Genomic DNA, 26,683 nt, shown 5'->3' with positions numbered 1-26,683 from the left:
TTTATATTGGATATACCATAAAATTGGTTTGGTTTATTATGGAGTTTTTTCTAATAGTTCCATTTCAAGTTCTGGGTGTCTATCATTCAATTTCAGTAAATCTAAAGAGTGATCGTTTAAATATTTATCAAAAAATTGTAGTATTATTTCTGTTGATATTTTATAACCTTTTATTGGATCGATTGTTCCCGCTTCATTTAACAAGGGTACATTAATCATTAATGGAATATCCATAAAACTTGAGTGTCCTGAATTTATAATTTTAACATTATAAAAATCAGAAAGACTTCCATTATGATAAATATGTGTGTTGAAATCTGGGTGGTTGCTATCCCATGCTGAAGAAATTAAGGCAAACGGCTTAGTCAGAAGTGTATCAATCATAGGTCCCCATTGTACGCCATCCAGATTTATTCCTGCTTGTATTCTATTGTCATCTAACAGCGCCTGACCGGCTGCAGCACCTCCTTGCGAGTGTCCGAATACTCCTATTTTAGAAATGTTTATGTGATTTGCCAGAAAAGAAGAGGTATTCAGTTTTTCTAATTCATCCAGAGTCAAAGAAATATCATTGCTCCATCGTAAGGTTATTTCGGCTGCGATATAATTGCGGATTAGTTCCTCAATAGCGCCATATTGTTCATCAGAGGATGACGCCTTCTTATAGTTTTGCATAGCAAGCCATACCATTTCATCCATTTTTTGATTATTGTGCTTTTTATCGTACTCAGTACCGTATAGTTTTATTTCTCCATCAGGGAAAAGTGACCCAGTGCTTTCATAGGTGTGATTAATATTTAAAACAATATACCCGTTACTTACAATTTCTTCTATCAAGGCATAATAGCCGGACGCATTCGCATAAATTCCGGGAGAAAAAATTAAAACAGGAAAGCTTCCCAACGCTACTTCTGGGTAACTATATGTATGCGTTGTAACCCTATCTAAATAATCAAACGTAGCTTCGGGTAAACCACATTTTTTTGCAAAGCCCAATCTATCCCCCTCGTTTAGATAGGTTTCTTTTATTTCATTACTTAGTTGGGCAGGATACCAAACTTTAATCATTAGTTCTCTCATATCATCGGCTAATGGAGTGAGCGTTTCAAATTGATTCGTTTTTAGATGGATATACTGCGTGCCCACTTTATGTTTTCCTGTGGGTTCTGGTAATGTAAAAACAGGTAATACATACGGAAGCCCCCAACCAATTACCAAGAGTATTATGTATGTGATGATACTGACAGTTTTTCTAAACCAACCTCCAAAAAAAAAATACAGACTCTTTATACAAACACCAAATTAAAATCAGTATGATACAATAGGAGGGAATCATTTGCCATCGGGGCCCTTCGATAATAAAATGTAGCAAGCTTGTGCTTATGATTATGGATGAAGCTACTTTTTTGTGTACTATATAATTTCTTGTCGAAATTAAAAGAGGCAGTAAAGTACAGATACTTAGTAAGATGATTTCAAAAATTCTCATGCTATTGGTTTTAGACAAAAGAATTAATAAAAATGATTAGTAGCTAAATTATACTATGGACAAACAATGGACAATGATGTAAGAACCAGATTGTCATATATTTGAAAGAAAGATGTACAGATCATCTGTAGAATCAATTTCCATTTTTTTTCTAAGTCGATACCTGGCTTTGTTGACACTTTCGGGTGTTATATTCAATAGCATACTAATTTGTTTTGAACTTAAATTTAATCTTAAGAGCGCACAGAGTTTTAATTCATTAGCAGTAATATCCGGAATTAATGTTTGGATCGTTTGTTTAAATTTTGGATAAATTTTTTCGAAGTCTGAAAAAAAGTGTAAAAGATCAGGTTCATGGGTATTGTATTTCAAGATTCGTTGCAAGTCTTTTTTTAAGTTAACTTGTAATCTTTGATTTTCTTCTTTAAGTTGAGCAATTGTGCGCTCAGCATACTTTTCTTCCAACTGTTTGTACGTGTCCTGTTTTCTTTTGTATTTTAATTTTATTCTTTTCAATTGTTTTATTCTTGTAGTATATGGAATCGCTACAAATAACAATATAAATAGTGCTAATGCACCAATAAATAAGATGGAAAATACAAACCACGTATCAGTATTTACTCTAAACTGCATGGAAGATATGTATTGAATTATACAATGATGATGTACAAGGGATTAGATCGAATTACCGTAGTGCTGTTAGGGTTGGAGTAATGAACTCAATTCACTTTACCTTTTTACACCTAATCTAAGCATTTTTTTGGATACGACTTAATATAGCCATGTTTTACGTTCCTTGTCAAAACTTGTAGATAATATTTCTGTTTATAAAGGTTTTGATAACAGCGTAATAAATGGGTTTATTATTAAATGATCACTATTTTTCATGGGAAGGCTAAAAGATCAAAACATTAGACCATTTTAAAAGAAAAACGGTTAGCACTGTAGCAGAGATACCTACAAAGATTGCCCCCTGCCAATAAAAAAGACGTGTTACCCATTGATTCCAAATCTTTGTACCGCATGCTTTTTTAAAATGCCCACGGGTAAGCTTCCAAAATAGAAAAGTTATTATTAAAAAAAAGCGAAATTACTAGTATCCAAATTTTTTCCATTTGTCGATTGTTTAGTCTTTAATTGCTATCACCCATTGCATCATGACACTAGAAAGAGTCTTCTATAATTTTTATTATCTAAAAACTAGATGCTTTGAAATAGCATAGATATCTGGTTTTAATTTATGCTAAACTACGATATTTTTTGATTTTTCATCTATTACTATGGATTGTACGTTACATAGTCTATAGTTATTTTATTGTCGGTAAATTGAAAATTTTTTTAAAGCGATGGATAAGGATGTATTTATAGGGATGAAACCATAAAAATTAATAACAATCAGTTAAAATTTGATTTTTACTTAAATACACTTCTAATGACTGAAGTTGATATTCTTCACAAATTTTTTCTAAGAGCTCATAAATAGTATCGCGCATAACAATGGATCCACAAATCATTAGGGCTCCTCCGCTCGACAAAAGTGTAGCTATCATTTTTTTATCTCTTAAAATCAAATCTTGTACATAATTATATGCGCTATCCTCTTTAGAAAAAGCTACGTGATACTGCTGCAACGTTTCATTTTGTAGAGCTTCATCAATCTGTGGTTTATATAATTCTTCAGACTTTTTGGTTCTTGTTCCCCAATATAAACGTATAGGAGTTTGTGATTTTTGATGAATCATACCTAAAAAAGGTGCAATTCCAGTTCCGTTAGCGATCAATACTATTTGTGGGCTCTTTGTTGGGAGATAAAACTCTTCATTCTTCTTAATTTTTCCCTTTACTTCTTGATCTATTTTTAATTCATTTAGAAAATTAGAACATACTCCGAGAGTATGCCGTTTTACACTTAATAACAAATGACCATCACTAGATTTACCTACCGAATATAAACGTTCCTGAGTTTCATTAGGAGGTGTAAATCCGATCAGATCACCAGGTACAACTTTTCCGTTTTTATTAGTGGTTAAAGTAAGTTTAAAAGTTTCATCATACGGATCAATGACATTTTGTTTTGCTATAACTTTGAAAACAGTTTCTTTTTCTTTTTTAGTTGCTAACTCCATGGGCAGCTCTAAGTTGATTTTTAAAGATAAAGCCCAATCTAACGCCCATTTTCTAAACTGTTGATAGTTTTGGTTGTGAATTAATAGAGGGTTTGATGAAGGAACATTAATATCCTTATGCAATAAAGCTTTGCTATAAATCTTTTTGGCGAATTCGCAAAATAGCGGATATGAATAGGACCCCAATCCAATGACATGGCAACTAAAAGGTTTGATAATTTTGATGCTTTGAAGTTTATTTATAAATAAACCAGCGTTACTGGGTGGTTCTCCTTGTCCATAGGTAGAAGTTATAATTAGTAGCTGATCGATATTCTCATATTGTCGATAATTATTTAAGGTATCTAAAAAAACTTTTTTACCAGCCTTTACCAGAGATTGTTGCAAAATTTTTCCTAGACGTTTTGTATTTCCATTTTCTGATCCTACAAGGATTATAATTGTAGCTTGATTGAATTTAAAGGTATTACTAATCGAAGATCGTACTCTCTGAAAAGTAATGATACTCCCAGAGTATATAAAATATAGTATAGAAAGCGAACTTATAAATAACACTAAGGACCAAAAGATACTACCTGCACCTGTATGAAGATCAAAACTTAGAGCTGCAATTTTTTTGGTTATGGCATAATTAAGTGTTTCTACTACTTCTCCAGTTTTTTGATGTATTTTCATTTCTTTATCCTGTAAGCTTAGTATAAAAAAATCTTCTGCATCTGTTGAAAAGGGAAACTCTAATTTTTTAATATCTTTTAATGATGTATTTTTAAAGACAGGAAATTCAGTGAAGGGGAGGGCATCTTTAGTAGTTAGTGTATGTTGGTTAGCAGTTTCTTTTATCTTGGGTAGTAATGAAAATCTATCCATCGATAAATATGTGCCAGATAAGGCAATAACCACAATAGGAACCAATAGTAATCTCCCTAGCGCTACATGATTATATTGTATGGACTTATCGTTAATAATTTTTGAGTAAAATTTTATCAAACCACCTTGTCGTTTTATAGCTAGTCCTAAACCTGTAATGGCTATGAGAAAAAGAAAAAAACAAGTAATGCCAACAAAAATTCTTCCAGGAGTTTTTAAAAACAAAGAGCGATGAAAGTTTGTTAAGAACTCAAAAAACAGCTTTTTTGGGGGTATGTCAGCAATTTTATTTCCATTAAATGGGTTGATGTAGAATTCTCCGCTACCAGCTTCATCTATGCTAAATACATCAGCTTTTACAAAATAATTTTTATCAACTTCAATAGTTAAAATCTCATCATATTGATTATGTAGATTTGTTATTAGTTCAGATAAAGTTACATCTTCACCTTCGTTAATGTGATAAGGTTGTAGTTTGTCATAAATGGGTTCAAATGCCAGAAAAGAACCCGTTATAGTTGCTAATAGTAAAAATAGAAAAGAAGATACAGTCAAGCCTAAATGACTGTATCTCCATAACTTGTTAAGCATATTTCTAATTAATTTGGTAGTATTCTAACGTAACGAATATAGCCGGTTCCTTCAAATTTATTTTTCAAGTTATTGTTGTCTAACAATACTTCTAAATCCTTCTCATAGTATTCCTGATGTTCTACTGCGGTTTCAAATCTTAATTTATAACCAGCTTTTAAATCATCTTCGTTTAGTTCAAAGGTAAATATAGAACGTTCTCCACCAGCAATGGTTGCACCTGTAGTAGCATCTACATTGGTATCCTTAACCGTTTCAAAAAATGACCACCATGTAGGAAGGTCTGGATACCATTTTTTATCATCACCCAAGATTTGTAATGTTTTAAGGTATTTATTATCCTTATCTATTACAGAAACTACAATATAAGCGCCTTCACCTTCGTAGTTTTTTAATTGAACCATACATTTGTATTTTGGTTTCGGTGCTATGTTTTCTATGGTAGTAAATGCCATACATGATAAGCAAACTACAAAAAAGAGATATTTATAAAATTTCATGGTACTATATTATTTAAAATTATTTTAAAAAAGTGATGTCTTTATTTTTAAGTAATTCGTTTTCTAAAGCTAGGTCATAAGCACTTTCATCAAAATCTGTAAGAGCTTTGGTATCTGCACCCTTTTTGATGAGAAGTTGTAAAACCTTGATATCATTCGCTTTCATAGCAGCCAAGTGAAGGGGGGACAATCCATTATTATTTTTTTGATTAACATCTGCGCCTAATGCTATCGCTTTTTCAATCAATTTATTTTCTCTTTTGGCAATAGCTATATGTAACGGCTGTTCTGTCTTAGAAGCATTTTGAAAAGAAACTCCGTCAGCAGTCAAAGCTTTCTCAAAAGCGTCAAAGTGCTTACTATTTCTTTTGTTATATGCTTGAAACAAATGATAGTATAAATTATTACCCTCGGTATCTGTACTCTTTAAATTCGCTCCTTTTTCTTTAAGAAACTTAAAAGTATCTAAATTCATACGCTGGGTTGCAAAGGTAATGGCAGAAAATCCTTTTGAGTTTTGATGATTGATGTCCTTAATCATTGGGACTAATTTTTTTAAAACCAAGAGGTTATTTCCTTTAGCAGCGTTTAAAAATGCTGTATTACCTTCTTTGTCCTTTTGATGAACATTAACTCCTTTTTCGATAAAAAAGTCTATGATATTAGGATCTTTAGTATTCGAAGCAATGTTATGCAAAGCATTCTCATTGTTATGATTAGATTGAGCCATAGTGAGGCCTAAGCTGTCTAAATACTTATATACTTCTATTGGGTTGCTGTAGCCTCTACGTCCTTGACTTGCAAATAGTGCTAAGTTCTCTCCAAGCGTGTTCTCTTTTTTATAATCAATACCCTGAGCGATATATGTTTTTAAAAGGTTTAAGTTTCCACCTTTGGCAGCATAAAAAAGAATAGTATTTCCAAATTTATCTGTAGCATTGATGTCTAAACCTTTGTCCTGAAAATATTTGATAATTTTTTCATCTTTAGCATGAGGTGCCATCAACAATATACCATTGGCACCTGAGCGATTAGTTTGCTTCAAATCAACATTGTTGGATACCATCAGATCATAAATTTTGATAGAGTCATGACCAGCATTTACAGTAAATGTAAACCAATTAAAGCCATGACTACCCTCAACTTTTGTGTCAGCCCCTTTACTAATTAATAACTTCATCATTTCAAAATCCCCAGCAGCACCTGCCCACATTAAATAACTTCTTCCGTCATGTGTAGGTTTATTAACATCGTTTCCTGGAATGGATAGTAAATATTCAACGGTTGCTACAGGAGCTTTGGCTCTAATGGCAAAGCAAATGGCATCAAAGGCAGCGGCATTGGGCGTTACAGGATCATTACCTTCCTTAATTTTTTGCTTCACAGTTGCGACATCTGGTTTTGACTTCCAAAACGTCCTGTTGTGAAGTTCGTTGGCGCTCTGTTGTCTTTGCGCAAAGATAATTGTTGGAATTACCAGTAGTAAAACAAGTATTTTTTTCATGATTTTATTATTGAATAAATTCCTTTCTAACCATAGGTAGAAAGGAATTTATAAATTAAAATTTTAATATGTACTTAGAAAGCTCCGATAAAGTGGCTTCCTTCTGTATTTACCAATTCAGCACCTTTAGTTACTTCGCCAGTTTCCGTTTCAATCACGTAAATATTTCCATTCTTACCCACAGGAGCTTGGGTAACGTAGATCTCTGTTCCATCCACAACAAAACCTTGATATTGAAATAAATAAAAATCAGGATCATAAGGTATGGTATCAATTTTTTGTGCAGTCTTTGCGTTTAAGTCAGCTAGCGCAAAAAAGCCTTGTGCACCCGCAACACCTTCTGCAGAGCCAGCGTGACGATATGCTATTACCGCTTTGCCATTGGCGGTTGGTCTCCATGCAAGAATATACGCATCCTGTACTCCTAAAGCCTCATCAAGATTAAAGACATAAGAATTGTCATACTCATTATTTGCATTAATTTTTAAGATATGAGATCCATTTGGATCTCCCTGATTTGCTTGATATACGCTACCATCAAATAGAAAAGCATTAATACTTCTGTACCCATTGGTGTTACCAATACCTACGGTAGAAGTAATTACTGTTGGATTTAATAGAGAGGGGTAATCTAAAACGATAGTTTTAGAACCTAAGATTTCGTAATCTGTATCACGCTCAGCAGTTAAAGGATCTACCTTACTCAAACGTGCACCGATATATAGTTTATCACCAGCTTCATTTAAAACAGGCATGTCAATTCTAGAAATATAATACCCTAAAGCTTCTTCCTCTGGGCTTAAGGCAACATTGTGTTCTTGAAATTCTTTGATTAAAGAATTTTCTAGATCTAAGGTTACGACACCAATTTTTGCATTTGTACGTACATAGGTATCATCAGTAACGTCTTCGGTACCTTTATCATCAATTTCATTTTCTGTAGAAACATATACAGCAGCTCCCGTTTTATCTCCATCAAACAACTTCACCCATCGGGGAGCAGACCCTACGTATTGAGAAATATTTATCTCAGAACCAATACGATTAAATTCTTGTCCTCCACTAACCTCATATTTTGTATAGTTACCACCCGTGTCACCTGCGTAGCTAATATTAAAGATAATATTACCGTCTTCAGACGATTGTAGTCTGGCTGTTCTATTTGAAGGCACTATAAATCCATTATCAAAAGGAGCAATAGATTTTGTTGGATCTTTAGCATCTTCACTGTTCAAAGCATAAATTAGAGTTCCTCCATTTCCATCTCCTGGATTATCTCCCATTTTAGCGGCAGCAACTGTTATCCATCTATTATTTTCTTGTTTTTCTTCTTCTATAGAAATCGAATCATCATCACTACAACTAGTGGTAAGTACTAATACGCTTAGAGCTAGAGATATGGTTTTGAGGTTGAAAAATTGAATTTTCATAATATGATTGTTTTAAAATTTATTTATAAAATAATTAAGTTTAAGGTAAAATGCTCTACCAGGCTTTTGTACTGATAAATTATCGTATACAGGAGTATTAAATATGTTTTTTATATCAAAACTTAGTACAAAATTGTTTTTAGGAAATGTATAGCTTGCACCTATATCCTGTGCCAATTGTTGTGGAACTCGGAAAAAATCATCTCCCACAGTATTTTCTCCTTGAGGAGGTAAAAAGGAAAAAGCTTCAGTAAAGTATGCATTATAAAATAGATTTAAATGCGTTTGTTTTTTAATAAAATTCTTAATCGAATAGCGCATACCTGCATTCATCGTAAAGAACGGAGTGTTAGGTACATCTATCTCTGTACCCTTGTTTACTACTTTTAAATCAAAACGAGAAACGTTGAAATTGAATCCGAAATTATCGTTATATATATAGTTTACTTGTGCTTCTATTCCTTTTGAGGTACCACTTCCTTGATTTACATAAAGTATAGTTTCATCATTGACGTTCAAAGAATTTTCAATAGGTAAACCAATTCTATCTTTAATATTTCTAGTGAACAAATTAGTTGAAATAGAGAACTCATGTTTTTTTATCTCAAACATTCCAAATCTAAATCCAAAATTATAATTATCACTTTGCTCAGGATTAATACTTGGGTTTGCAACAACATTATCTCCATCATTTCCAAATACTTCAGTTTCATCGGGCAAACGAATGGCTTTTTCTGCCGAAGTTATTAAGGTAGCTTTTGGTAAAAATGTGTAGGATAGCGCAAAACCATAACCATTATTGGTTGTATTACTGCTAGTGACTTCGTCAACTATTTGATTGTTCCCCTCTGCATCGGATACAATAGATGGATCGATATTTACAGTTTTTTGATGATAGTATTTTCCGAACAAATTCGCTTTTAATTTATTTTTGAATGCTTGTACTTCGTATGTCGCAGAAAAAATGTTTTTGTGAAGATCTCTGGTGCCAATAAAGGTGTTTTCTAGAACAGATTGCAACGCATCACTATCTTCGCGATCAATTTGGCTATAAAAATGATTAATCAAAATTTTATGATGCTCACTTATAGCATAAGAAATACCAGTTCTAACCGAAGCTACATTTCTTTTAATTTTTGCTAATGTAGGTCCACCTTCCTGTTGAGAACCCCAAGAGTATTCAAATTCATTTCCTCTAAAATCAATAGCACGTTCACCATTCCAACTATAGGCTATAGCCGTAGTATCATTAACAATACGATTTCGCTTTCCATACAAACCATGAACATTAAAATCTAAACCCTCTAAGAAAATATTTTTCTTTTGATAGGTCAGGCTGGTGAGTAAAGCATCAGATTCCATAAACCTACCTTTGTAAGGAATCGTAGTCATAAAAACACCATGTTGAATCTCTTTGTAATCGTCTGAACCCGTTACCCCAATAAAAAATTGATCCGCCCATTTTACATTCGTAAAACCAATTTGAGCCACACCGCCAATAGATTTATAGGCATCATTAAATCTTCTAGCCGTTATGGGAGTTTGTACTCCACCTAAACCGTTTACTACGATGCTTCTTCCAGAAACCTTATAATCATTATCAGAATAATTATAAAACCCAGATGCCTTTATTGTCAATCCAGATTCCTTAAAACGATATAATCCATTGAGGTTTGTCGTAAGTGTGTTGAAGGATCCATAAGAAACAGAAGCATTAAAATTGGTTTTTGTCCCTTTATGAAGTATTACATTAATAGCACCACCCAATGCGTCATCGGCCAAATACCCCGGTACTACACCTTTATAAACTTCTATACGCTTTATCATTGAGGGAGGAATACTATTCAAGCTGAAGGATGAACCGTATAAAGAGATTGGAATCCCGTCAATAAATATACGTACAGCATTGCCAGATAAACCGTTTAAGCTATATTGAACATCTGAACCTAAGCCTCCATTTTGGCGAATATTCACACCTACACTAGTTTTTAATAATTCGTTAGTTTGAATATTTCTTTGGCTGGCTTCCTTTGTTTCTAAAACATTTACAGAAAATCCTTTTTCTTCTATCTTGCGCTTTTCTGTTTTGCTCTTAATATTTACTTCTTGTAGTGCTTCAACATTTTCTTTTAGGTAGAAGTTTTGTATAATTTCTTGATCTAATTGGTCTTTGTCAAAGTGTATTTCTATAGTTTGGGATATAAAACCCATAAAAGAAGTCTTTAATACATGAGTCCCTTGCGATAGATTGTTAAATGTATAGCGACCGTTATCACTAGTAACTGTAGCTTTTAAATTATTATCGAGAACTACTGTTGCCCCAAATAAGGATTGACCTACACTATCAAAAACTTGACCTGAAATACTGTTTTGATTACCTTGAGAGTATACAAATAGGGTATTTAAAAGGGCGAAAAAAAGTAATTTTAAATTCACTTATTTAGACTTGATAAAAATAATTTTATATTTGCAAATGTATGTTGTTTAGATTTATTCTGAATAACGTAAAAAGAACTTATTATAACGCAAAGAGAAGGAATGGAAATTAGGTTTAAAAGCTCTAAATGTTTTGGTGAAGAATTGGTGAAGAGCTTTGATAAAGATTTAAAAAATTCTTTTTTAACAGAGAAGAAACATACTGATTTTACTGGTGGTGTCACTGGCTCTGTAAAAGAAATTCATGTTGATAAAACATTCGTATTATTTCAAGATTATACGGCTACAGATATTAAAAATCATACGGTGCATGTAGCTCAAAATCAAGCTGTATTTCTACTTCAATATGTATTAGAGGGAGAATTGCATGTAGCGTTGGATGAAGACGCATCTACAGCGCTTACGTTAAACAAAAATTTATATACCTTATTTTATATACCGAAGTCAACTTATATGTATAAGTTTTCTAGCGATAAAGGTCAAGTGCTTAATATTTATTTTACTAAGTCTTTTTTGGAGAGTAAGATGGGAGCAGATTTTTTGAAAAGTTCAAAAAAATACCATAAAGCTTTAAAAAAAGAGCGGCCTTGTTCTTTTTTTAACCACGGTTTAGTGCTTACTAGTCAATTGAGAAATATTATTCATGATCTTCTAAGTTGTTCTTTTAAGGGTATGATTCGACAATCTTATATAGAGTCAAAATTGACAGAATTACTTTTAGTATCCCTAACATCTGATAGCTCGATGGGCTCTCGTAAAAGAATACGAGATGAAGATAAAGAGCGCTTGATTAGAATAGAAGATTATATTCGTACACATTTAAAAGAGGACTTAACCATTGAGAAACTTTCCCAATTAGCGGGTTTTAATACCTCCAAGTTCAAAACCGTTTTTAAACAAATCTATGGAGTTCCTGTATTTAGATATATTACTTCTTTAAGGATCGAAAAGGCTACAGAATTAATCTTAAAACATGAATATACGATTGCTCAAGCGTCGTATGAGGTGGGATATAAAAATCCTCAGCATTTTACAGTTGCCTTCAAAAAACAATTAGGTTATCTGCCTAGTACGTTGTTAAACTAAAAGGTAATACACGTACATACATAGTAGATAAAATAAATCACTATATTGTTTTTAGTATGAAAAATTGAAGAATACTCTAGAAGTACACCACAGTATTCCTTAAGATAACTTAATATTGTAAAATAAAAATCTTTGGCAACTAGCTTTCTTTAATATCAATAGTAAGAGGTAACATATAGTTACCAACCGGGGAGAGGTTTTGGTTTAAATTATCACTAAACTACATAATTTATTTTAGTTTGTAGCTTTTAATGTATTGATGCTATACCGCGAAGTCAGGAGAGTTAGTGGAGCGGTTCACCTGTTGTGTTGTTGTTTTAAACTTTTCCCGATACTAAACATGATTTTATCAATAATTGCAATCGCCAATTTTTTATTTTTTAAATTCTTCTTGTTGACCAAGTTTAATAACCAATGTCTATAATCCTGAATTATTCTATAATTGACAGTTCCTGAAGTACTTGATTCATTATCTTCAATACAAACTCTAAATGCTCGAATAACGTGTTGATCAACAATAGGCTCGTTAAAATTGTCATTTGATAAATATTTACCAAATTGATTTAAAACTTGCCCTGTATTACGCATATAATCATCACCTTTAATTCCAGAGATCATACTAGGGAATCTATTAAGTTCTCCTCTTTTCCAAATATATGAATACAGTAGTTTTTCAATTGTTGTCAATTTTTTACCATCTCTAAAGTATTCATGAAGTAATTGTCCTTCCTTTCCAATAGCATTAACATCCTCCAAGCTTCTTATTTCTTCTTTGGAAATTGTAAAATCAAAATTAGGATATTTATTTTTATCGAATTTATATTTTCCAAATTCTGTGTTTGCATAAATACTTTGTAATTCTTCTAATGTTTTGGCATTTTCAATTTTCAATATAAGATCAGTATAGTTCAAGGCTTCAGATTTTAATTTTTTGTAGGTACGACTGAAAAAAGGCTTTACATAGGATACTTTGTTGGCATTCGTTTTTTTATTCAAAACTACAAGCCGAAATAAAGGCCTTTCCAAAATCTGTTATTTGGAAATAACTATTGTTTTTTTCAACTTTCGCAAATGCCCCTCCTTTAGTATAATTTTCGTTTATGCTATCGTAGTTATATTGTTTATATAATTCCTCATATGGTTTATTATCTTTCTTATGAAATCCGTGAGAATTATCAAGGATTCCCATACTACCTAAATTGTCCAAATAAGTATTAATGTTTTGAGGGAAAAGAAGCTCAATATCTTTTTGTATTGACGTTCCATTTTTAAGGATTGTCATAAAGCCTTTATTGTTAGCAACGTGAGCTCTTAACGAAATACAAGGGATGAAATCTTTTTTAAGTAGATGCTTTATTATTCTTGCTTCGTCAACCGAAAGTCTTTCGATTAATTGAATAAAACTAGGATGAGCTAAATTTACAGTTTTGGAACAACTTGCTTTTGTTAATAAACTTGTAAATAGGTCAGCTATTTCGTCATTAGTTGTATAGCTTAGCTTATCAATTATCGGTGTTCCTATTTGTGGATTAACTTCACAAATATCTTCCTCTGGAATAGTGTCAAGTTTTTCTTTATAATCATTTAATCTCTTTTCAAAATTTAGTTTAAACTTTTCGTTTAGCAATTTTACGGGAAGAAGAATTGACGTGCTAAATTCCAAGACGGTTTCTAGAGCAATTCCAACTTTTTTCACACCTGGTTGAGCTAAATCCTGATATATTGACGTTAATACTTGTGGCACATCTTTTACTAATCCAATGAGTTCTTTTCCTGCTTCCATTATTTTCTAAATTACTGCCAACACTGTTCTATAGTTACCATTAGTAACTATATTCTTTTATACGATTACTAAAAGGCAACTTAAAAAGTTACCAACTGGGTGGGGATTTGGTTTTAACATTACTAAACTACATAATTTTTTTGAATTTGTAGTTTTTAGGGTTTCGATACTATGTTGGAGGGTCGGGAGACTTTGCGGAGCGGGCGGTATGAGAGCCTCAACACGGTGAATTTTCATCGCGTCAGGCTACTCGATTGCCCACAGTTTTTATTCCAATTGCAATTTCTTAAAGAATATTCTATTTCTTAACGTAGCATCTTTTAATAGTTTTCTAAAACTAATAATCTCAATATACATTTTATATCCTCTATGAAATCCAAAATATCCTTCTTTGTCGGGACTTTCTGTTAATTGGTTATGTAAAGCAAATTCTTTTATTTTTGGTGTAATGTCTGCAATTACATATCCATAAATTGGTGTACAATCGTTTACTTTAATTGGTTCCAAACCATCTGGCATTTCGTACTTGCCTAAGCGTATTTTATTTAGATACTTTCCAATTTGTAAGACTGGGTCATCTTTCTCTCTGTAATTGGTTCTTTTAGGTCTTTTAAATTCAAAGATGGTTAATGGATTACTAAATTCATTATCTCCATTTCTGAAAGATTGTTTTTGGTCAAATACAACTAGGTCTGGTTCATCAAGTGCATTGTTTACTTTTTTGGAAGATATCTTTTCATCAGACGAAATGAATTCTGAAAAAACTAGCCTTTCATCAAGTAACCAAAGATTATGTTCCTCATAATTTGTGTTTTCCGAGTTTCTCCTCATTGGGTAAATGATGTTATGGATTTCTTCTTCTAAAAATCCATCCCCATCTTCATTTCTTTTGAGCATCTCTCCAAATGCTTCTAGAATACATTTACGATTATAAACATAATGAGCCAAATCGCTTTTACCTATTTCAGAAATCTCTGAAATCATATCATTTAGAGTTCCATTTTTTAAATTTTCAGGGTCTTCAAAGAATTGATTAAATCGACTTCTAGTGTCAATTTCTTTTTTATGTTTGACTTTATGAAGTTCCATTTCAATCTCATTTTCAGATAAGTTATATCCAATTTTTGAAAAATCTAAATCATTTACATAAGATTTGTGCCAAGGTGCACTTTTGGTAACGTAATTTTTTATTTTTTCAACTTTCTTTTCTGACCTCGTAGATATGTCATTATTGAAGATTTCTTTAGTTTTAATTGCAGATTCTCTTTCAATGTCAGTTTGTGAAAATGGATAATAAGCATCTCCTTTCTCTTTGCCAAAATCAAATGCTTCTCTTTCTAATGAAACGTGTTCGTCAAGATATTTTCCGAGTATGTAGGTTTTTATAATATAATTTTTTCTAGATTGAGTTGATGCGTTTATATCATAAAAATCATCTTCGAATTCTGGTACATATTTATGTAAATTCGTTTCTGTAACTTCTCTGTTATGACCTGTAAGACTAATTTTACTTTTTTGATTACCAGCAAAATAGATTTTGAATACTTTTCCTATGAAATGTTTAGTTACATTTTTATCAGAAGTTAATTTAAACTTGAAGTTTTCTATCTCTTGTATTTCATTCTTTCCAGTTATGTAATCGTTTAAAACAACAGAATGACTATCATCAGCTTCCTTTACAATAATTGTTGGACAATTAAACGAGTCATTTATAAAATAAACTAAAAGTTTTTCAAGAAGTTTTCTTGAAATAGTTTCAATATTTTTATCGAATGAGTGTGAGTCAATCAGATTGTTTAAATTTAAAACAGAGTAAGTGTCAATGGCTTCTGTACCATTAATTTTTTCGTCAACTATTATTTCAAATTGTCTTCCAAATCTAAAATCTCTTGATTTTAAAACTTCATTTTCATCTTTAAACACACTAGAAATATTTACGTCTCCGAAGTATTTTACAAACATAAATCGACCAAAGCCTTTTCCTCCAATGTCTTTTTTATATTGACTGTAAAATGTGTCAAAAGAATCTCTGTTTTTTTGATTAAATCCAATTCCATTATCTCTAATTGAGATTGATTTAATGTTTGGTATTTGATTCTCAAATTCAAGAACTTTTTCGCGATGTAAAATGACTTCGATTTTTCCATCAACCACTCCTTTGTCCGAAATTGATTGAATGGAATTAACTATCGATTCAATGACAGGTGTATAAACATTAGATTTGCTCTTTATGTTGTCAATTGTTCCTTGTATGTTAATTCTACTCATATTTTCTCAAATTGTGGGCAACGGCTCAGTGTATGAAATGTAGCGTGTAAAAAGATACTACATTTTGGATTTAGCACAGAGCCAATTTTTTATATTTTGATTTAACTTCTCATTTTATAGCCAAATTAAAAATTTGGCGGTCTCAGCAAATAAAACATAAACCTTTCGATTTAGCACTTACTAGCTATGTTTTATACACCGTGTTGTGAGCTGGCTATTTGACAGATTCTAATTGAGTCAGGTATTGTCTACAATATTTTCTTTCGTGATTTTTGTTTATATTTTTCACTAAACTTTTACCTCCTTGAAGTATTAAACCAGCTTCTAATGCTCTTTTAATATATTCCAAATTTGATGGTTCATCACTTTCCAAAAGAATATACGCAGAAAGTCCATAACTGATAGTTTTAATACCTAAACTGGTCAATTCTCCTGTCCAATCTTTTAAAGTCCTATTGAAAGATTTGCTAAATTCAGAAGGGTCAATTCCCATTCCTAATTTGTTATATGCGTTATCCAATTCAGAATGAAATGCTGATTGTTTAGTTTTAAAATCTGGACTATTTCTAATAGTTATAACTTTTTCAATTGGTAGTTCACTAAAATCTAATGGAAGTTTATGTTCTATTATACTTTTGGCAACTTTAATCTTATTATCATTTGTAATATTTTTTGTTCTTATTGAAATCGATAACTCATCAAGGTTTTTATTATCTGTTATTGGTGACGCTTCTTTTTCGTATGCAACTTCTTGCGCTAAAAATGTCATATATAATTCTCCAAGACTTTTTGAAATATCTATCCCAAATCTAGAATCTTTAACAAAATTATTTTCCTCACAAAACCACCTCCATTCTCCAACAAACTTTTCATCAAATAGAATGTAATTCTGTTCATCTTGATTAGTCCAAACTCGAACTATATTAGCAGAGTGTAGTTCATCTGCAAACGAATGAGGATTTTGAATGACTTTTGTAACATATTCTATTGCTTTTCTCGTTGCTCTAGTTCCTGCTCCTATACCTGGACTTTGTAGTTTTAATAAATCGGTCTCGTTTTGCAATCTTTTATATAATTCAGATAAAAAAGGTACACCAGTTTCAGGAACTATAGGGCTAAAATTATCTAGATATAGCAATGAGAATTTCAACCACTCTAAATCATTGGATTCAAAATTAGGATAGTATATTAAGTTTTTCATTCAATGATGTTTTTCAAGCTTGCTCACAACAATTGTATATAGTTACCTTTAATAACTATATATCCTTTATATCAATACTAAAAGGTAACACAACGTTACCAACTGGGGTGGGAATCTGGTTTTAATATTACTAAACTACATAATTTTTTTGAGTTCGTAGATTTTTAATAATCTATTGTAAACAGCTTCCCCTAAGCTCAGGATACTTTAAAACACGTCCAACACCCATAAACAATGCTCCTAGGAAGTTTTTAGGCTTCCCGGGGCTGTTACCACGCGTCCTGCGAGGGTTGGATAGTCTCCGGCGCAGCTGTATACCCGTCCTGCGACAGTTGGATGGCTTCCGGGAAGGGTGAGAACCCTTCCAGCGAACGTACTCGGTGCTCCGGGGAGTTTTTTAAGGCTTCCATGGTAGCTGGAGCGTGAGATCATTGCCATGGAACGGGAGTACAACCCGCAGGGAGCTATGTGTGCCTTCCTGCGAAGCTACTTGGTGTCACCGGAGCGGGTACTACAATCCCGGGAATACACAATCCCTTCCCCAGAAGGGGTATATCACTTGTTGGGAAATAAGGAAGGCGTATTGAGAGGTTGCTTTTTGGTTTTAGTGAGCAGCTAATATAAAAGTAAAAGACCTTTCAACTTAATGAAAGGTCTAAGTACTGTAACGTACAATTGGCGTATTTACATCATAGCATATACGCTCTTAATACGTTTTAAAAAGGTGCAAAAATACATTGTCTCTCTGCACATTGTTGTCCGTATTCCGAACATTGCGTAGTACCGGGTAAAATACATTGTTTACGCCCTCCGTTGATAGAAAGTTGTTGTGTACGATTAAGCTGTTGTACTCCGCGGAATTCTAAAATTTTGTTTAACATTTTATAAGGTTTTAAAAGTTATAGTGTAAAGCTATAAAAATTGTAAGAATTTTCTTTACGGTTCTCCCTCAGTTAACAAAAAAAGCAGCCTTGGTCATAACGCAAGACTGCTTTTACTAAACAAATTAAATAGATGTACTCAAAACCTAAATTATCGTGGATTGTCCCACATGTATATTTTCAAAATTGATATTAGAATCAAAGGGGTTAGCTATATAGTCTGCAATAAAGTCTCCAACCTTTTGAGTAGATAAGGGATGGTGATTGTTAAGGTCGGGCGTGGTGATGTTAAGCTCTAAGGCCTTTTCTACCGCTTTTTCGATCCTATCGGCCTCATCCAGCAAATTAAAATGTCGCAAAAGCATCGCAGCAGATAAAATAGCAGCAATTGGATTTGCAATATTTTTACCCGTAGCCTGTGGATAAGAGCCATGTATTGGTTCAAACATGCAAAATTTGTTACCCACAGATGCAGAGGCTAGCAATCCAATAGAACCACCGATAACGCTGGCTTCGTCTGACAAGATATCCCCAAACATATTTTCGGTAAGGATCACATCAAACGCCTTTGGGTTCAAAATTAACTGCATAGCGGCATTATCAACAAACATAAAGTCAAGTGCTACATCGGGATATTTGCTAGATAGATCTGTCACCACCTTGCGCCATAATCTAGAGGTTTCCAAAACATTAGCTTTATCAACCAAGGTCAATTTTTTTCTTCTTTTTAAAGCTTCTTTAAATGCCAAATGGGCAATGCGCTCTATTTCTTCTACAGCGTATTCACACAGATCCGATGCTATGGTACCATCAACATTCAAAGATTTTTCTCCAAAATAGATACCACCCGTAAGTTCGCGATAGATTACCACATCGGTACCCTCGATCACAGCACGTTTTAAGGGGGAGTGTTCTAACAGGGTAGGATAGGCCTTTACAGGTCGTATATTGGCATACAATCCAAGCTCCTTTCTCAATGTAAGTAATCCTTGTTCGGGACGCACCTTGGCACTTGGGTTATTATCATATTTTGGATCGCCAATAGCGCCAAAAAGAACAGCATCACTGGTAGCACAAAGCTCTAGTGTTTGCTGTGGGAGTGCATCTCCTGTAGCATCAATCGCTACAGCACCAACTAATCCTTCTTTAAACAAAAAGGTGTGATCAAAACTATGGGCAATCGCTTCGAGCGATTTGATCGCTTGAGTTGTGACTTCGGGTCCAATCCCGTCGCCTGCAAGTACTGCAATTTCTAATTTCATAACACAATTTTTTATAATCAGGAGACATACAATTGTTCCCCGAGCATTAATTTTTTTAAATTTTTGTTTTTTCGAAAGTTTCGATCGCTGCTAAATTGCTTAACAGAAAATCAATGTCATCGTATCCATTAAGCATACAGGTTTTTTTATAGCCGTTAATCTCAAAGTTTTCTGAAGCATTTGTTGCCATCAACCTCACGTGTTGATGTTGAAGATCTACCTCTATAATTGTAGTGGGATCTTTTTGGATTGCCTGCAACAATTCTTGTAAGAAAGCAGGAGATACTTGCACAGGTAATACCGCATTATTTAAGGCGTTGCCTTTAAAAATATCGGCAAAAAAACTAGAGATCACTACCTTAAACCCGTAATCATGTAGCGCCCAGGCGGCATGTTCTCGACTCGAACCGCAACCAAAATTATCACCCGCTACCAAAATCTCACCGTTGTACGTACCGTTATTTAGTTGAAACGCAGTATTAATACTACCATCTTGGTGATACCGCCAGTCTCTAAACAAATTTTCGCCAAAACCTTCTCGTGTTGTAGCCTTTAAAAAACGAGCGGGTATGATTTGATCGGTATCAATATTTTGAATCGGTAGGGGAATAGCAGTTGATGTTATTTTTATAAAAGGCTCCATGTTAATTAAGATGTTTGGTAATGTCAATAATTTTTCCGTGTACTGCAGTAGCAGCTGCCATTAATGGACTTGCCAGTATGGTTCGAGCACCCTGACCTTGACGTCCTTCAAAATTGCGATTAGAGGTAGACACGCAATATTCTCCTTCGGGAATCTTATCATCATTCATAGCCAAACACGCAGAACAGCCCGGCTGGCGCAATTGAAACCCAGAGTTTTCAAATATTTTATGTAAACCTTCATCCTTAATTTGTTTGGCTACTTGTTGTGAACCAGGTACCAACCAAGCCGTTACATTGGCTGCCTTTTGTTTACCTTCGACATAGTGTGCGGCAATCCTAAAATCTTCGATACGACTATTGGTACAACTCCCAATAAAAACATAGTTTACTTGTTGATCGATTAGCGATTGCCCCTTATCAAAGTTCATATACGCCAATGATTTTTCAAACGTATCAGAGGTGTGGTTGGGGATACGCTCAGAAATTTTAATACCCATCCCAGGATTGGTACCATACGTAAGCATGGGTTCGATCGCCTCGGCATCAAAGTGATATTCTTTATCAAAAACAGCATCACAATCGGTAGCCAAGGTTTGCCAATAAGCTACTTTTTTATCAAACTCTTCACCTTTTGGTGCAAACGGTTTACCTTTTACATAGGCATAGGTAGTTGCATCGGGTGCAATCATACCGCCACGGGCTCCCATCTCAATACTCATATTGCATACGGTCATTCTCCCCTCCATACTCATCTCCTCAAACACGTTCCCGGCATACTCACAAAAGTATCCAGTACCAGAATTGGTCCCCAATTGCGCAATGATATAAAGAATAACATCTTTGGGTAAAACACCCGGTCGTAAAGTACCAGTAACAGTAACGCGCAAGCTCTTGGGCTTTTGTAATAGCAGACATTGACTTGCAAATACCTGCGCTACTTGACTTGTACCAATACCAAAGGCAATGCTCCCAAAAGCACCATGAGTCGACGTATGACTATCGCCACATACAATGGTCATCCCTGGTTGGGTAAAACCCAACTCGGGAGCCATAACATGTACAATACCATTATAGGCATGTCCTAAACCGTATAATGGGATCTCATTTTTCTCGCAATTAACTGCGAGTTGTGCCAATTGTTTGCGAGACATCTCATCTTTGATAGGTAGGTGCTGATTAAGCGTTGGGGTATTGTGATCTGCCGTAGCAACAATTTGATTGGGGCGAAATACCGGTATTGTTCGTCGCTCAAGTTCATTAAACGCTTGCGGACTCGTTACTTCATGAATTAGATGTTTATCAATATATAAAATCTGGGGACCATCTTCTATTTCTTTGACTACGTGGGCGTCCCACACTTTATCAAATAAGGTTTTTTTCATAAGTTCAAGTAAATATTATTGTAAAAAAACTAGGCAACAGCGGCTACTTCGACATTTGTTTTTTTAATAATATGATGTAAATCGGTGTCATTAATTTCTTTCTTTTTATCTGCAAACTTTAAAAATTCACAGTATACATCGTCGAGTTGTAATTTGGTTAATTCGTAGCCTACCTTTTTTGCACGATAAGCCAGCGCTGCTCGTCCGCTTCTTGCCGTTAATACAATAGACGATTCTGTAACCCCAACATCTGCAGGATCCATAATTTCATAGGTAGCTCTGTTTTTGATCACCCCATCTTGATGGATACCAGAACTGTGAGCAAAAGCATTGGCGCCAATAATCGCCTTGTTAGGCTGTACAGGCATCCCCATATGCTCAGACACCATTTGACTTGTAGCATAAAGCATTTGTGAATTAATATTGGTACTTAAGTCTAGGTAAGGATGTTGTTTCATGATCATAACCACCTCTTCTAAAGAGGTATTGCCAGCACGCTCGCCGATTCCGTTAATAGTGCATTCTATCTGTCTGGCACCATGTAAAACTCCAGCAATCGAATTAGCTGTGGCCAGTCCTAGATCATTATGACAATGGCACGACAGGATTACGTTGTCAATACCTTTGACATTTTCTTTTAAGTACTTAATTTTTTGACCATATTCTTCGGGTAAACAGTAGCCCGTGGTATCAGGTATATTAAGCACCGTGGCACCAGCTTTAATCATGGCCTCACAGACACGTGCCAAAAATTCATTATCGGTACGCCCGGCATCCTCGGCATAAAATTCAACATCCTCTACAAATGATTTGGCGTACTTAACCGCAGCAATACCTCGCTCAATCACCTGTTCTCTAGTGGCATTAAACTTATATTTAATATGCGAATCTGATGTACCTATACCAGTGTGAATCCTAGGCCTCTTAGCCAGCTGCAAAGCTTCGGCAGCAACTTTGATGTCATTTTTTACGGCACGCGTGAGTCCGCAAACCGTAGCGTTTTTTACTAATTTTGAAATTTCATATACAGATTTAAAATCTCCGGGACTAGACACAGGAAATCCAGCTTCAATTACATCGACACCCAAGGTGTCTAATTGCTGTGCGATGATCAATTTTTGAGTGGTATCTAGCTTACAACCCGGTACTTGTTCTCCATCCCGAAGGGTGGTATCAAAAATTTGAACTTTATCAATGCTCATATGCCTTTTAAGATTATGTAATTACTTTCTATATACGTAGTAAACTTTCATAAAATACTACCATAGATATTTCTTTATTGTCTCACGAATTTATATTTTGGGAATGTTAAAGAGATAATATTTTAAAAGCATTTTACAATATCAAAAACGCTTTTAATTATAGTAAATAACTTGTAAACAGTATTTTAATTAAGTAGTTCTTACAATGACTAATGATCAAAAAGACCCATTATTTGTGTTGGTTAAATCACTTTCAAAATCCGAAAAGCGACAGTTTAAAGTATACGTAGGACGCTTAGGAGGGAATACTGATTCAAAATTCTTAGCCTTATTTAATCACTTGGATAAAAGTACTTGCCTAGACGAACAAGAAATTATCAAAAAAGGCATCGTTACCAAATTACAGATATCAAATCTAAAAGCACATCTGTATAAACAAATATTAATTAGTATGCGACTAAGTCCAGTACACCAGAACGTTCGCTCCCAAATTAGAGAACAAATGGATTTTGCTACTATATTATATCACAAAGGTTTATACAAACAGAGTCTTAAAATCTTAGAAAAAGCCAAAGGTCTAGCAATAGATAATGAAGAGCATACTAGTGCGTACGAAATTGTAGAGTTAGAAAAGATTATCGAAACGCAATATATTACCAGAAGCATACATACGCGTGCAGATGAGCTATCCATAGAGGCAAAAGGACTGAGTGTAAAAAATGTATTGACAAGTAAGTTGTCCAATTTGTCTTTACAGTTATATGGCATAATGCTTAAAACAGGCTATGTCAAAAATGATAAAGAGCATACCATCATCACCTCGTTTTTTAATGATAATTTACCATCCTATGATTGGAATTCGCTAGGTTTTAGAGAAAAACTCTGGCTATACAAAGCACATTTATGGTATAGTTTTATAGTACAGGATTTTTTATGCTGTTATAAATATTCAAAAAAATGGGTAGCACTGTTTGACGAATATCCCAAGATGGTTACACTTAACCCTGTATTTTATATGCGGGGTAATCATTACCTACTCGAATCACTCTATTTAATCAAAAATCATTCACAACTTAAAAGAACCTTGCAAAGGTTTGAAGCAACAATTCAATCAAAGACTTTTCCTTTAGATGATAATATCGAAATGTTATCATTTCAATTTGTATACAATAATCGACTCAATATTCATTTCCTCGAAGGTACCTTTATCGAAGGTGAAGGACTGGTACAAAAAATTTTGGATGGGATTATGTTGTATAGCGATCGTATGGATGATCATCACATTATGGTACTGTATTATAAGATAGGATGTTTGTATTTTGGTATGGATAACTACCGTAAGTGTATTGAATATCTTTCCAAAATTATACACAATAGAGCATTGCGTATGCGAGAAGATTTAATGTGTTTTGCCAGAGTACTAAGTTTGGTAGCTCATTACGAAGCAGGCATGGATTATCATCTTGAATCCCAGTTAAAGGAAACTTATAAATTTTTGATTAAAATGAACGATTTGCACGAAGTGCAGAAGGCAATGATACGATTTTTAAAAAATCTTGGAGATATTTTTCCTCACCAGATTAAAGAAGAATTTAAAAAACTACATAAAACACTAAAGCAATACGAAGATCACCCGTATGAGAAACGTGCTTTTTTATATTTGGATATTTTATCATGGTTAGAAAGCAATATTGAAGGTCGCCCAGTGGCAGAAATCATTCAGGAAAAATCAAAAATTTTAATTCGATAGCAATTCATGAATAAAGCAACCCATTTGCGGCATATTTTAGAACTTAACCTCGCCATGCTTTTTATAAGTACTTCAGGAGTTTTAGGAAGATATATAGAATTACCTGTACCTGTTACCATTGGATTGAGAGCGCTCTTTGCCGCTATTGTATTGTTTTTATACTGTCGATGGCAAAAAATGTCGTTTAACATTCAAAGCAAAGACCGCTTATCTATTCTAGCAACAGGAGTTTTAATGGGGTTACATTGGATTACTTATTTCTACGCTTTGCGACTCTCCAATGTAGCTATAGGAATGCTATCACTCTTTACCTATCCAGTTATCACAGCCTTGTTAGAACCAATGTTACTTAAAACAAAATTTGATCGCAGTCATTTATTATTAGGAGGACTTGTTGTAATAGGAGTTTACTTTTTATTACCCGTGATAAGTTTTGAGAACTCCATAACACAAGCCGTTATGCTGGGGGTACTTTCTGCCTTATTTTATGCGTTGCGCAATTTGATTTTAAAATCTAAAGTGACCAATTACAATGGATCGATGTTGATGTGGTATCAACTTCTAATCATTTCGGTTTTTTTACTACCTAGCTTCTATTTTTTTGAAGTATCTCACGTAAAAAATCAATGGCACTATCTAGTAATACTTGCATTTTTAACTACTGCGGTAGGCCATACACTATTTTTAAAAAGCTTTAAGCAATTTTCGATTACAACGGCAAGTATCATAAGTAGTACCCAACCAATATATGGAATCGTTTTGGGTATATTGGTTTTAGGCGAAATTCCAAAAGTAAGTACATGCATCGGGGGCGTACTTATTTTATGTTCTGTTGTAATAGAAAGTATTCGTTCGTACAAGAATGTGTAAAATTTCCTACAAAATTCATTTAATTTATGATATTTATGTTTTTTACAGGTAAAAAATGGTTTTTTGACTAATTTTAGTATCTTTAGCTTTTTAAAAAACCAAATCTATTTATTATGAAAATTAAATTGTTGAGTAGTGTATTTATTTTTTCTTTATTCTTTATCTCTTGTTCTAGTGACGATGATGGTGGTGAGCAAGAAAAAGAGGAAGCTGTAGTAACGTTAAAGTCGACTGCAGATATTTCATTTTCTCTTGATGATTCAAACCGTTTTTATGCATCCAGTACAAACGAAATGTATGGTGAAGGAAACATCGATGCCGATGCAGTAAAAGTTATTGATATTGTTGGTGATAGTAATACAGCTTTTATTGCTTTCTCAAGCCCATCAGAAACAGAGGATTTTATTACAAATGGATCTGTTACAAAAATTCAAACTCAGAATGTGAGTATGACTGTAGCAGAGTTTGATGCAATGGAGGATGATACCACGTTAAAAGCACTTACCGTAGTAGGTGATAACGAAGCAATTGGTCTTGAAGGATATAAAGATAGAATTGTTATTTTTGAAAATGCAGCTGGTAAAAAAGGTGCGATCAAATTAAAAGCAATTAACGCTACTCGTTTATTAGTAGATATCAAAGTTCAGATGTAAGCGTTAACACATCATATATATATAAGCCTTGCGCATTTGTGCAAGGCTTATTTTTTGCATGCATTCCAAACAGGATCATTAGGAGGAGGCGCAATGATATGAATAGGTTCTTTCTTAACGGGATGCACAAACCGCAAGGCTCGCGCATGTAAGTGAATACTACCATCTTTGTTGCTACGATCCGATCCATATTTAAGATCTCCTTTTATAGTACATCCAATAGTAGCTAATTGAGCTCTAATTTGATGATGACGCCCAGTGTGCAAATTAATTTCTAGCAAGTTGTAATGGTCAAGTTTCTTGACGAGTTTATAGTCTAAAATGGCTTCTTTACTATCAGTTATTTCTTTGGGATATGCGTATGATTTATTCTGTTTCGTATTACGCTTTAACCAATGTGTAAGTCTATCACTTTCTTTTGGAGGTCCTCCTTTGACAACTGCCCAATACGTTTTTTTAGCATCTTTTTCTGCAAATAATTTATTAAGGCGGGGTAAGGCTTTACTGGTACGTGCAAAGACAACAATCCCACTAGTAGGACGATCAAGTCGATGTACAACACCTAGGTATACGGCTCCAGGCTTGTTGTATTTATGGGCTATGTATTCTTTGACGACTTCGCTTAAAGGTGTATCTCCAGTTTTATCACCTTGAACAATATCTCCAGAACGTTTATTAACAACTATAATGTGATTGTCTTCATATAGGACATCGAGATTATCCTTTGTAGAGAGCTCTTTATTCATAGATTATCAAA

Annotated in this window: 21 protein-coding genes; 4 read left to right on the top strand and 17 right to left on the bottom strand. The window is 33.8% G+C overall.

Annotated features, from left to right (window positions below):
- Positions 1 to 36: 36 nt before the first annotated feature.
- From ACE939_RS08190 to ACE939_RS08160, 7 genes are all read right to left on the bottom strand, one after another.
- Positions 37 to 1,218 carry an alpha/beta hydrolase family protein gene (locus ACE939_RS08190; RefSeq protein ID WP_378184716.1) on the bottom strand — a complete coding sequence of 394 codons (1,182 nt, stop codon included), beginning with the start codon at positions 1,216 to 1,218 and terminating at the stop codon, positions 37 to 39.
- Between the two features lie 364 nt (positions 1,219 to 1,582).
- On the bottom strand, positions 1,583 to 2,122 hold the full coding sequence (locus ACE939_RS08185) for a helix-turn-helix transcriptional regulator (RefSeq protein WP_378184714.1): 540 nt from the start codon (positions 2,120 to 2,122) through the stop codon (positions 1,583 to 1,585).
- A gap of 752 nt (positions 2,123 to 2,874) precedes the next feature.
- Positions 2,875 to 5,073 carry a PepSY domain-containing protein gene (locus tag ACE939_RS08180; RefSeq protein WP_378184712.1) on the bottom strand — a complete coding sequence of 733 codons (2,199 nt, stop codon included), beginning with the start codon at positions 5,071 to 5,073 and terminating at the stop codon, positions 2,875 to 2,877.
- 8 nt (positions 5,074 to 5,081) lie between these two features.
- Positions 5,082 to 5,573: a DUF2271 domain-containing protein gene (locus ACE939_RS08175; protein ID WP_378184710.1), complete on the bottom strand. Its 492-nt coding sequence runs from the start codon at positions 5,571 to 5,573 to the stop codon at positions 5,082 to 5,084.
- 19 nt (positions 5,574 to 5,592) lie between these two features.
- Positions 5,593 to 7,077, bottom strand: coding sequence for an ankyrin repeat domain-containing protein (locus ACE939_RS08170; protein WP_378184708.1), 1,485 nt, complete (start codon positions 7,075 to 7,077; stop codon positions 5,593 to 5,595).
- A 74-nt stretch (positions 7,078 to 7,151) separates the two neighbouring features.
- Positions 7,152 to 8,507 carry a hypothetical protein gene (locus tag ACE939_RS08165; RefSeq protein WP_378184706.1) on the bottom strand — a complete coding sequence of 452 codons (1,356 nt, stop codon included), beginning with the start codon at positions 8,505 to 8,507 and terminating at the stop codon, positions 7,152 to 7,154.
- A gap of 12 nt (positions 8,508 to 8,519) precedes the next feature.
- Entirely contained in the window at positions 8,520 to 10,943 is a 2,424-nt protein-coding gene (locus ACE939_RS08160; RefSeq protein WP_378184704.1) for a TonB-dependent receptor plug domain-containing protein, read from the bottom strand.
- Between the two features lie 102 nt (positions 10,944 to 11,045).
- Between ACE939_RS08160 and ACE939_RS08155 the strand changes: the two genes are divergently transcribed.
- The gene (locus ACE939_RS08155; RefSeq protein WP_378184702.1) at positions 11,046 to 12,029 is read left to right on the top strand and encodes a helix-turn-helix domain-containing protein; all 984 of its coding nucleotides are present in this window, start codon (positions 11,046 to 11,048) and stop codon (positions 12,027 to 12,029) included.
- Positions 12,030 to 12,326: 297 nt separating this feature from the next.
- Here the strand turns inward: ACE939_RS08155 and ACE939_RS08150 are convergent, their stop codons facing one another.
- From ACE939_RS08150 to ACE939_RS08110, 9 genes are all read right to left on the bottom strand, one after another.
- Complete coding sequence (locus tag ACE939_RS08150; RefSeq protein ID WP_378184700.1) at positions 12,327 to 13,025, bottom strand: hypothetical protein; 699 nt, start codon at positions 13,023 to 13,025, stop codon at positions 12,327 to 12,329.
- Entirely contained in the window at positions 13,018 to 13,812 is a 795-nt protein-coding gene (locus tag ACE939_RS08145) for a DUF4393 domain-containing protein (protein WP_378184698.1), read from the bottom strand. Before ACE939_RS08145 ends, ACE939_RS08150 begins: the two co-directional genes overlap by 8 nt.
- A gap of 267 nt (positions 13,813 to 14,079) precedes the next feature.
- The gene (locus tag ACE939_RS08140; protein ID WP_378184696.1) at positions 14,080 to 16,080 is read right to left on the bottom strand and encodes an ATP-binding protein; all 2,001 of its coding nucleotides are present in this window, start codon (positions 16,078 to 16,080) and stop codon (positions 14,080 to 14,082) included.
- 214 nt (positions 16,081 to 16,294) lie between these two features.
- On the bottom strand, positions 16,295 to 17,281 hold the full coding sequence (locus ACE939_RS08135; RefSeq protein ID WP_378184694.1) for a hypothetical protein: 987 nt from the start codon (positions 17,279 to 17,281) through the stop codon (positions 16,295 to 16,297).
- A 716-nt stretch (positions 17,282 to 17,997) separates the two neighbouring features.
- Complete coding sequence (locus tag ACE939_RS08130) at positions 17,998 to 18,162, bottom strand: hypothetical protein (RefSeq protein ID WP_378184692.1); 165 nt, start codon at positions 18,160 to 18,162, stop codon at positions 17,998 to 18,000.
- A gap of 146 nt (positions 18,163 to 18,308) precedes the next feature.
- On the bottom strand, positions 18,309 to 19,424 hold the full coding sequence (leuB, locus tag ACE939_RS08125) for a 3-isopropylmalate dehydrogenase (RefSeq protein ID WP_378184690.1): 1,116 nt from the start codon (positions 19,422 to 19,424) through the stop codon (positions 18,309 to 18,311).
- 55 nt (positions 19,425 to 19,479) lie between these two features.
- Positions 19,480 to 20,067: a 3-isopropylmalate dehydratase small subunit gene (leuD, locus tag ACE939_RS08120; protein WP_378184689.1), complete on the bottom strand. Its 588-nt coding sequence runs from the start codon at positions 20,065 to 20,067 to the stop codon at positions 19,480 to 19,482.
- Between the two features lies 1 nt (position 20,068).
- Positions 20,069 to 21,451: a 3-isopropylmalate dehydratase large subunit gene (gene leuC / locus ACE939_RS08115; protein WP_378184688.1), complete on the bottom strand. Its 1,383-nt coding sequence runs from the start codon at positions 21,449 to 21,451 to the stop codon at positions 20,069 to 20,071.
- 29 nt (positions 21,452 to 21,480) lie between these two features.
- Positions 21,481 to 22,653 (bottom strand): 2-isopropylmalate synthase, encoded by a 1,173-nt coding sequence (locus tag ACE939_RS08110; protein ID WP_378184686.1) that lies wholly within the window; start codon positions 22,651 to 22,653, stop codon positions 21,481 to 21,483.
- Positions 22,654 to 22,858: 205 nt separating this feature from the next.
- On the opposite strand from ACE939_RS08110, the gene ACE939_RS08105 reads away from it, so the two are divergent.
- From ACE939_RS08105 to ACE939_RS08095, 3 genes are all read left to right on the top strand, one after another.
- Positions 22,859 to 24,403: a hypothetical protein gene (locus tag ACE939_RS08105; protein WP_378184684.1), complete on the top strand. Its 1,545-nt coding sequence runs from the start codon at positions 22,859 to 22,861 to the stop codon at positions 24,401 to 24,403.
- Between the two features lie 6 nt (positions 24,404 to 24,409).
- Positions 24,410 to 25,273 (top strand): DMT family transporter, encoded by an 864-nt coding sequence (locus ACE939_RS08100; protein WP_378184682.1) that lies wholly within the window; start codon positions 24,410 to 24,412, stop codon positions 25,271 to 25,273.
- Between the two features lie 113 nt (positions 25,274 to 25,386).
- Positions 25,387 to 25,926 (top strand): hypothetical protein, encoded by a 540-nt coding sequence (locus ACE939_RS08095; protein ID WP_378184680.1) that lies wholly within the window; start codon positions 25,387 to 25,389, stop codon positions 25,924 to 25,926.
- A 47-nt stretch (positions 25,927 to 25,973) separates the two neighbouring features.
- Here the strand turns inward: ACE939_RS08095 and ACE939_RS08090 are convergent, their stop codons facing one another.
- The gene (locus ACE939_RS08090; protein WP_378184678.1) at positions 25,974 to 26,672 is read right to left on the bottom strand and encodes an RluA family pseudouridine synthase; all 699 of its coding nucleotides are present in this window, start codon (positions 26,670 to 26,672) and stop codon (positions 25,974 to 25,976) included.
- Between the last annotated feature and the right edge of the window lie 11 nt (positions 26,673 to 26,683).

Source organism: Aquimarina rhodophyticola, from assembly GCF_042434915.1.
Classification (GTDB): domain Bacteria; phylum Bacteroidota; class Bacteroidia; order Flavobacteriales; family Flavobacteriaceae; genus Aquimarina.
The sequence above is the reverse complement of the archived record's forward strand: the minus strand, read 5'-3'. Positions and strand labels throughout refer to the sequence as shown.

Coding starts and splice junctions, on each gene's coding strand:
- leuC (WP_378184688.1), bottom strand. CDS start 21,451: ATGAAAAAAACCTTATTTGATAAAGTGTGGGACGCCCACGTAGTCAAA.
- ACE939_RS08155 (WP_378184702.1), top strand. CDS start 11,046: ATGGAAATTAGGTTTAAAAGCTCTAAATGTTTTGGTGAAGAATTGGTG.
- ACE939_RS08100 (WP_378184682.1), top strand. CDS start 24,410: ATGAATAAAGCAACCCATTTGCGGCATATTTTAGAACTTAACCTCGCC.
- ACE939_RS08180 (WP_378184712.1), bottom strand. CDS start 5,073: ATGCTTAACAAGTTATGGAGATACAGTCATTTAGGCTTGACTGTATCT.
- ACE939_RS08170 (WP_378184708.1), bottom strand. CDS start 7,077: ATGAAAAAAATACTTGTTTTACTACTGGTAATTCCAACAATTATCTTT.
- ACE939_RS08095 (WP_378184680.1), top strand. CDS start 25,387: ATGAAAATTAAATTGTTGAGTAGTGTATTTATTTTTTCTTTATTCTTT.
- ACE939_RS08165 (WP_378184706.1), bottom strand. CDS start 8,507: ATGAAAATTCAATTTTTCAACCTCAAAACCATATCTCTAGCTCTAAGC.
- leuB (WP_378184690.1), bottom strand. CDS start 19,424: ATGAAATTAGAAATTGCAGTACTTGCAGGCGACGGGATTGGACCCGAA.
- ACE939_RS08105 (WP_378184684.1), top strand. CDS start 22,859: ATGACTAATGATCAAAAAGACCCATTATTTGTGTTGGTTAAATCACTT.
- ACE939_RS08140 (WP_378184696.1), bottom strand. CDS start 16,080: ATGAGTAGAATTAACATACAAGGAACAATTGACAACATAAAGAGCAAA.
- ACE939_RS08135 (WP_378184694.1), bottom strand. CDS start 17,281: ATGAAAAACTTAATATACTATCCTAATTTTGAATCCAATGATTTAGAG.
- ACE939_RS08110 (WP_378184686.1), bottom strand. CDS start 22,653: ATGAGCATTGATAAAGTTCAAATTTTTGATACCACCCTTCGGGATGGA.
- ACE939_RS08145 (WP_378184698.1), bottom strand. CDS start 13,812: ATGGAAGCAGGAAAAGAACTCATTGGATTAGTAAAAGATGTGCCACAA.
- ACE939_RS08130 (WP_378184692.1), bottom strand. CDS start 18,162: ATGTTAAACAAAATTTTAGAATTCCGCGGAGTACAACAGCTTAATCGT.
- ACE939_RS08185 (WP_378184714.1), bottom strand. CDS start 2,122: ATGCAGTTTAGAGTAAATACTGATACGTGGTTTGTATTTTCCATCTTA.
- leuD (WP_378184689.1), bottom strand. CDS start 20,067: ATGGAGCCTTTTATAAAAATAACATCAACTGCTATTCCCCTACCGATT.
- ACE939_RS08090 (WP_378184678.1), bottom strand. CDS start 26,672: ATGAATAAAGAGCTCTCTACAAAGGATAATCTCGATGTCCTATATGAA.
- ACE939_RS08175 (WP_378184710.1), bottom strand. CDS start 5,573: ATGAAATTTTATAAATATCTCTTTTTTGTAGTTTGCTTATCATGTATG.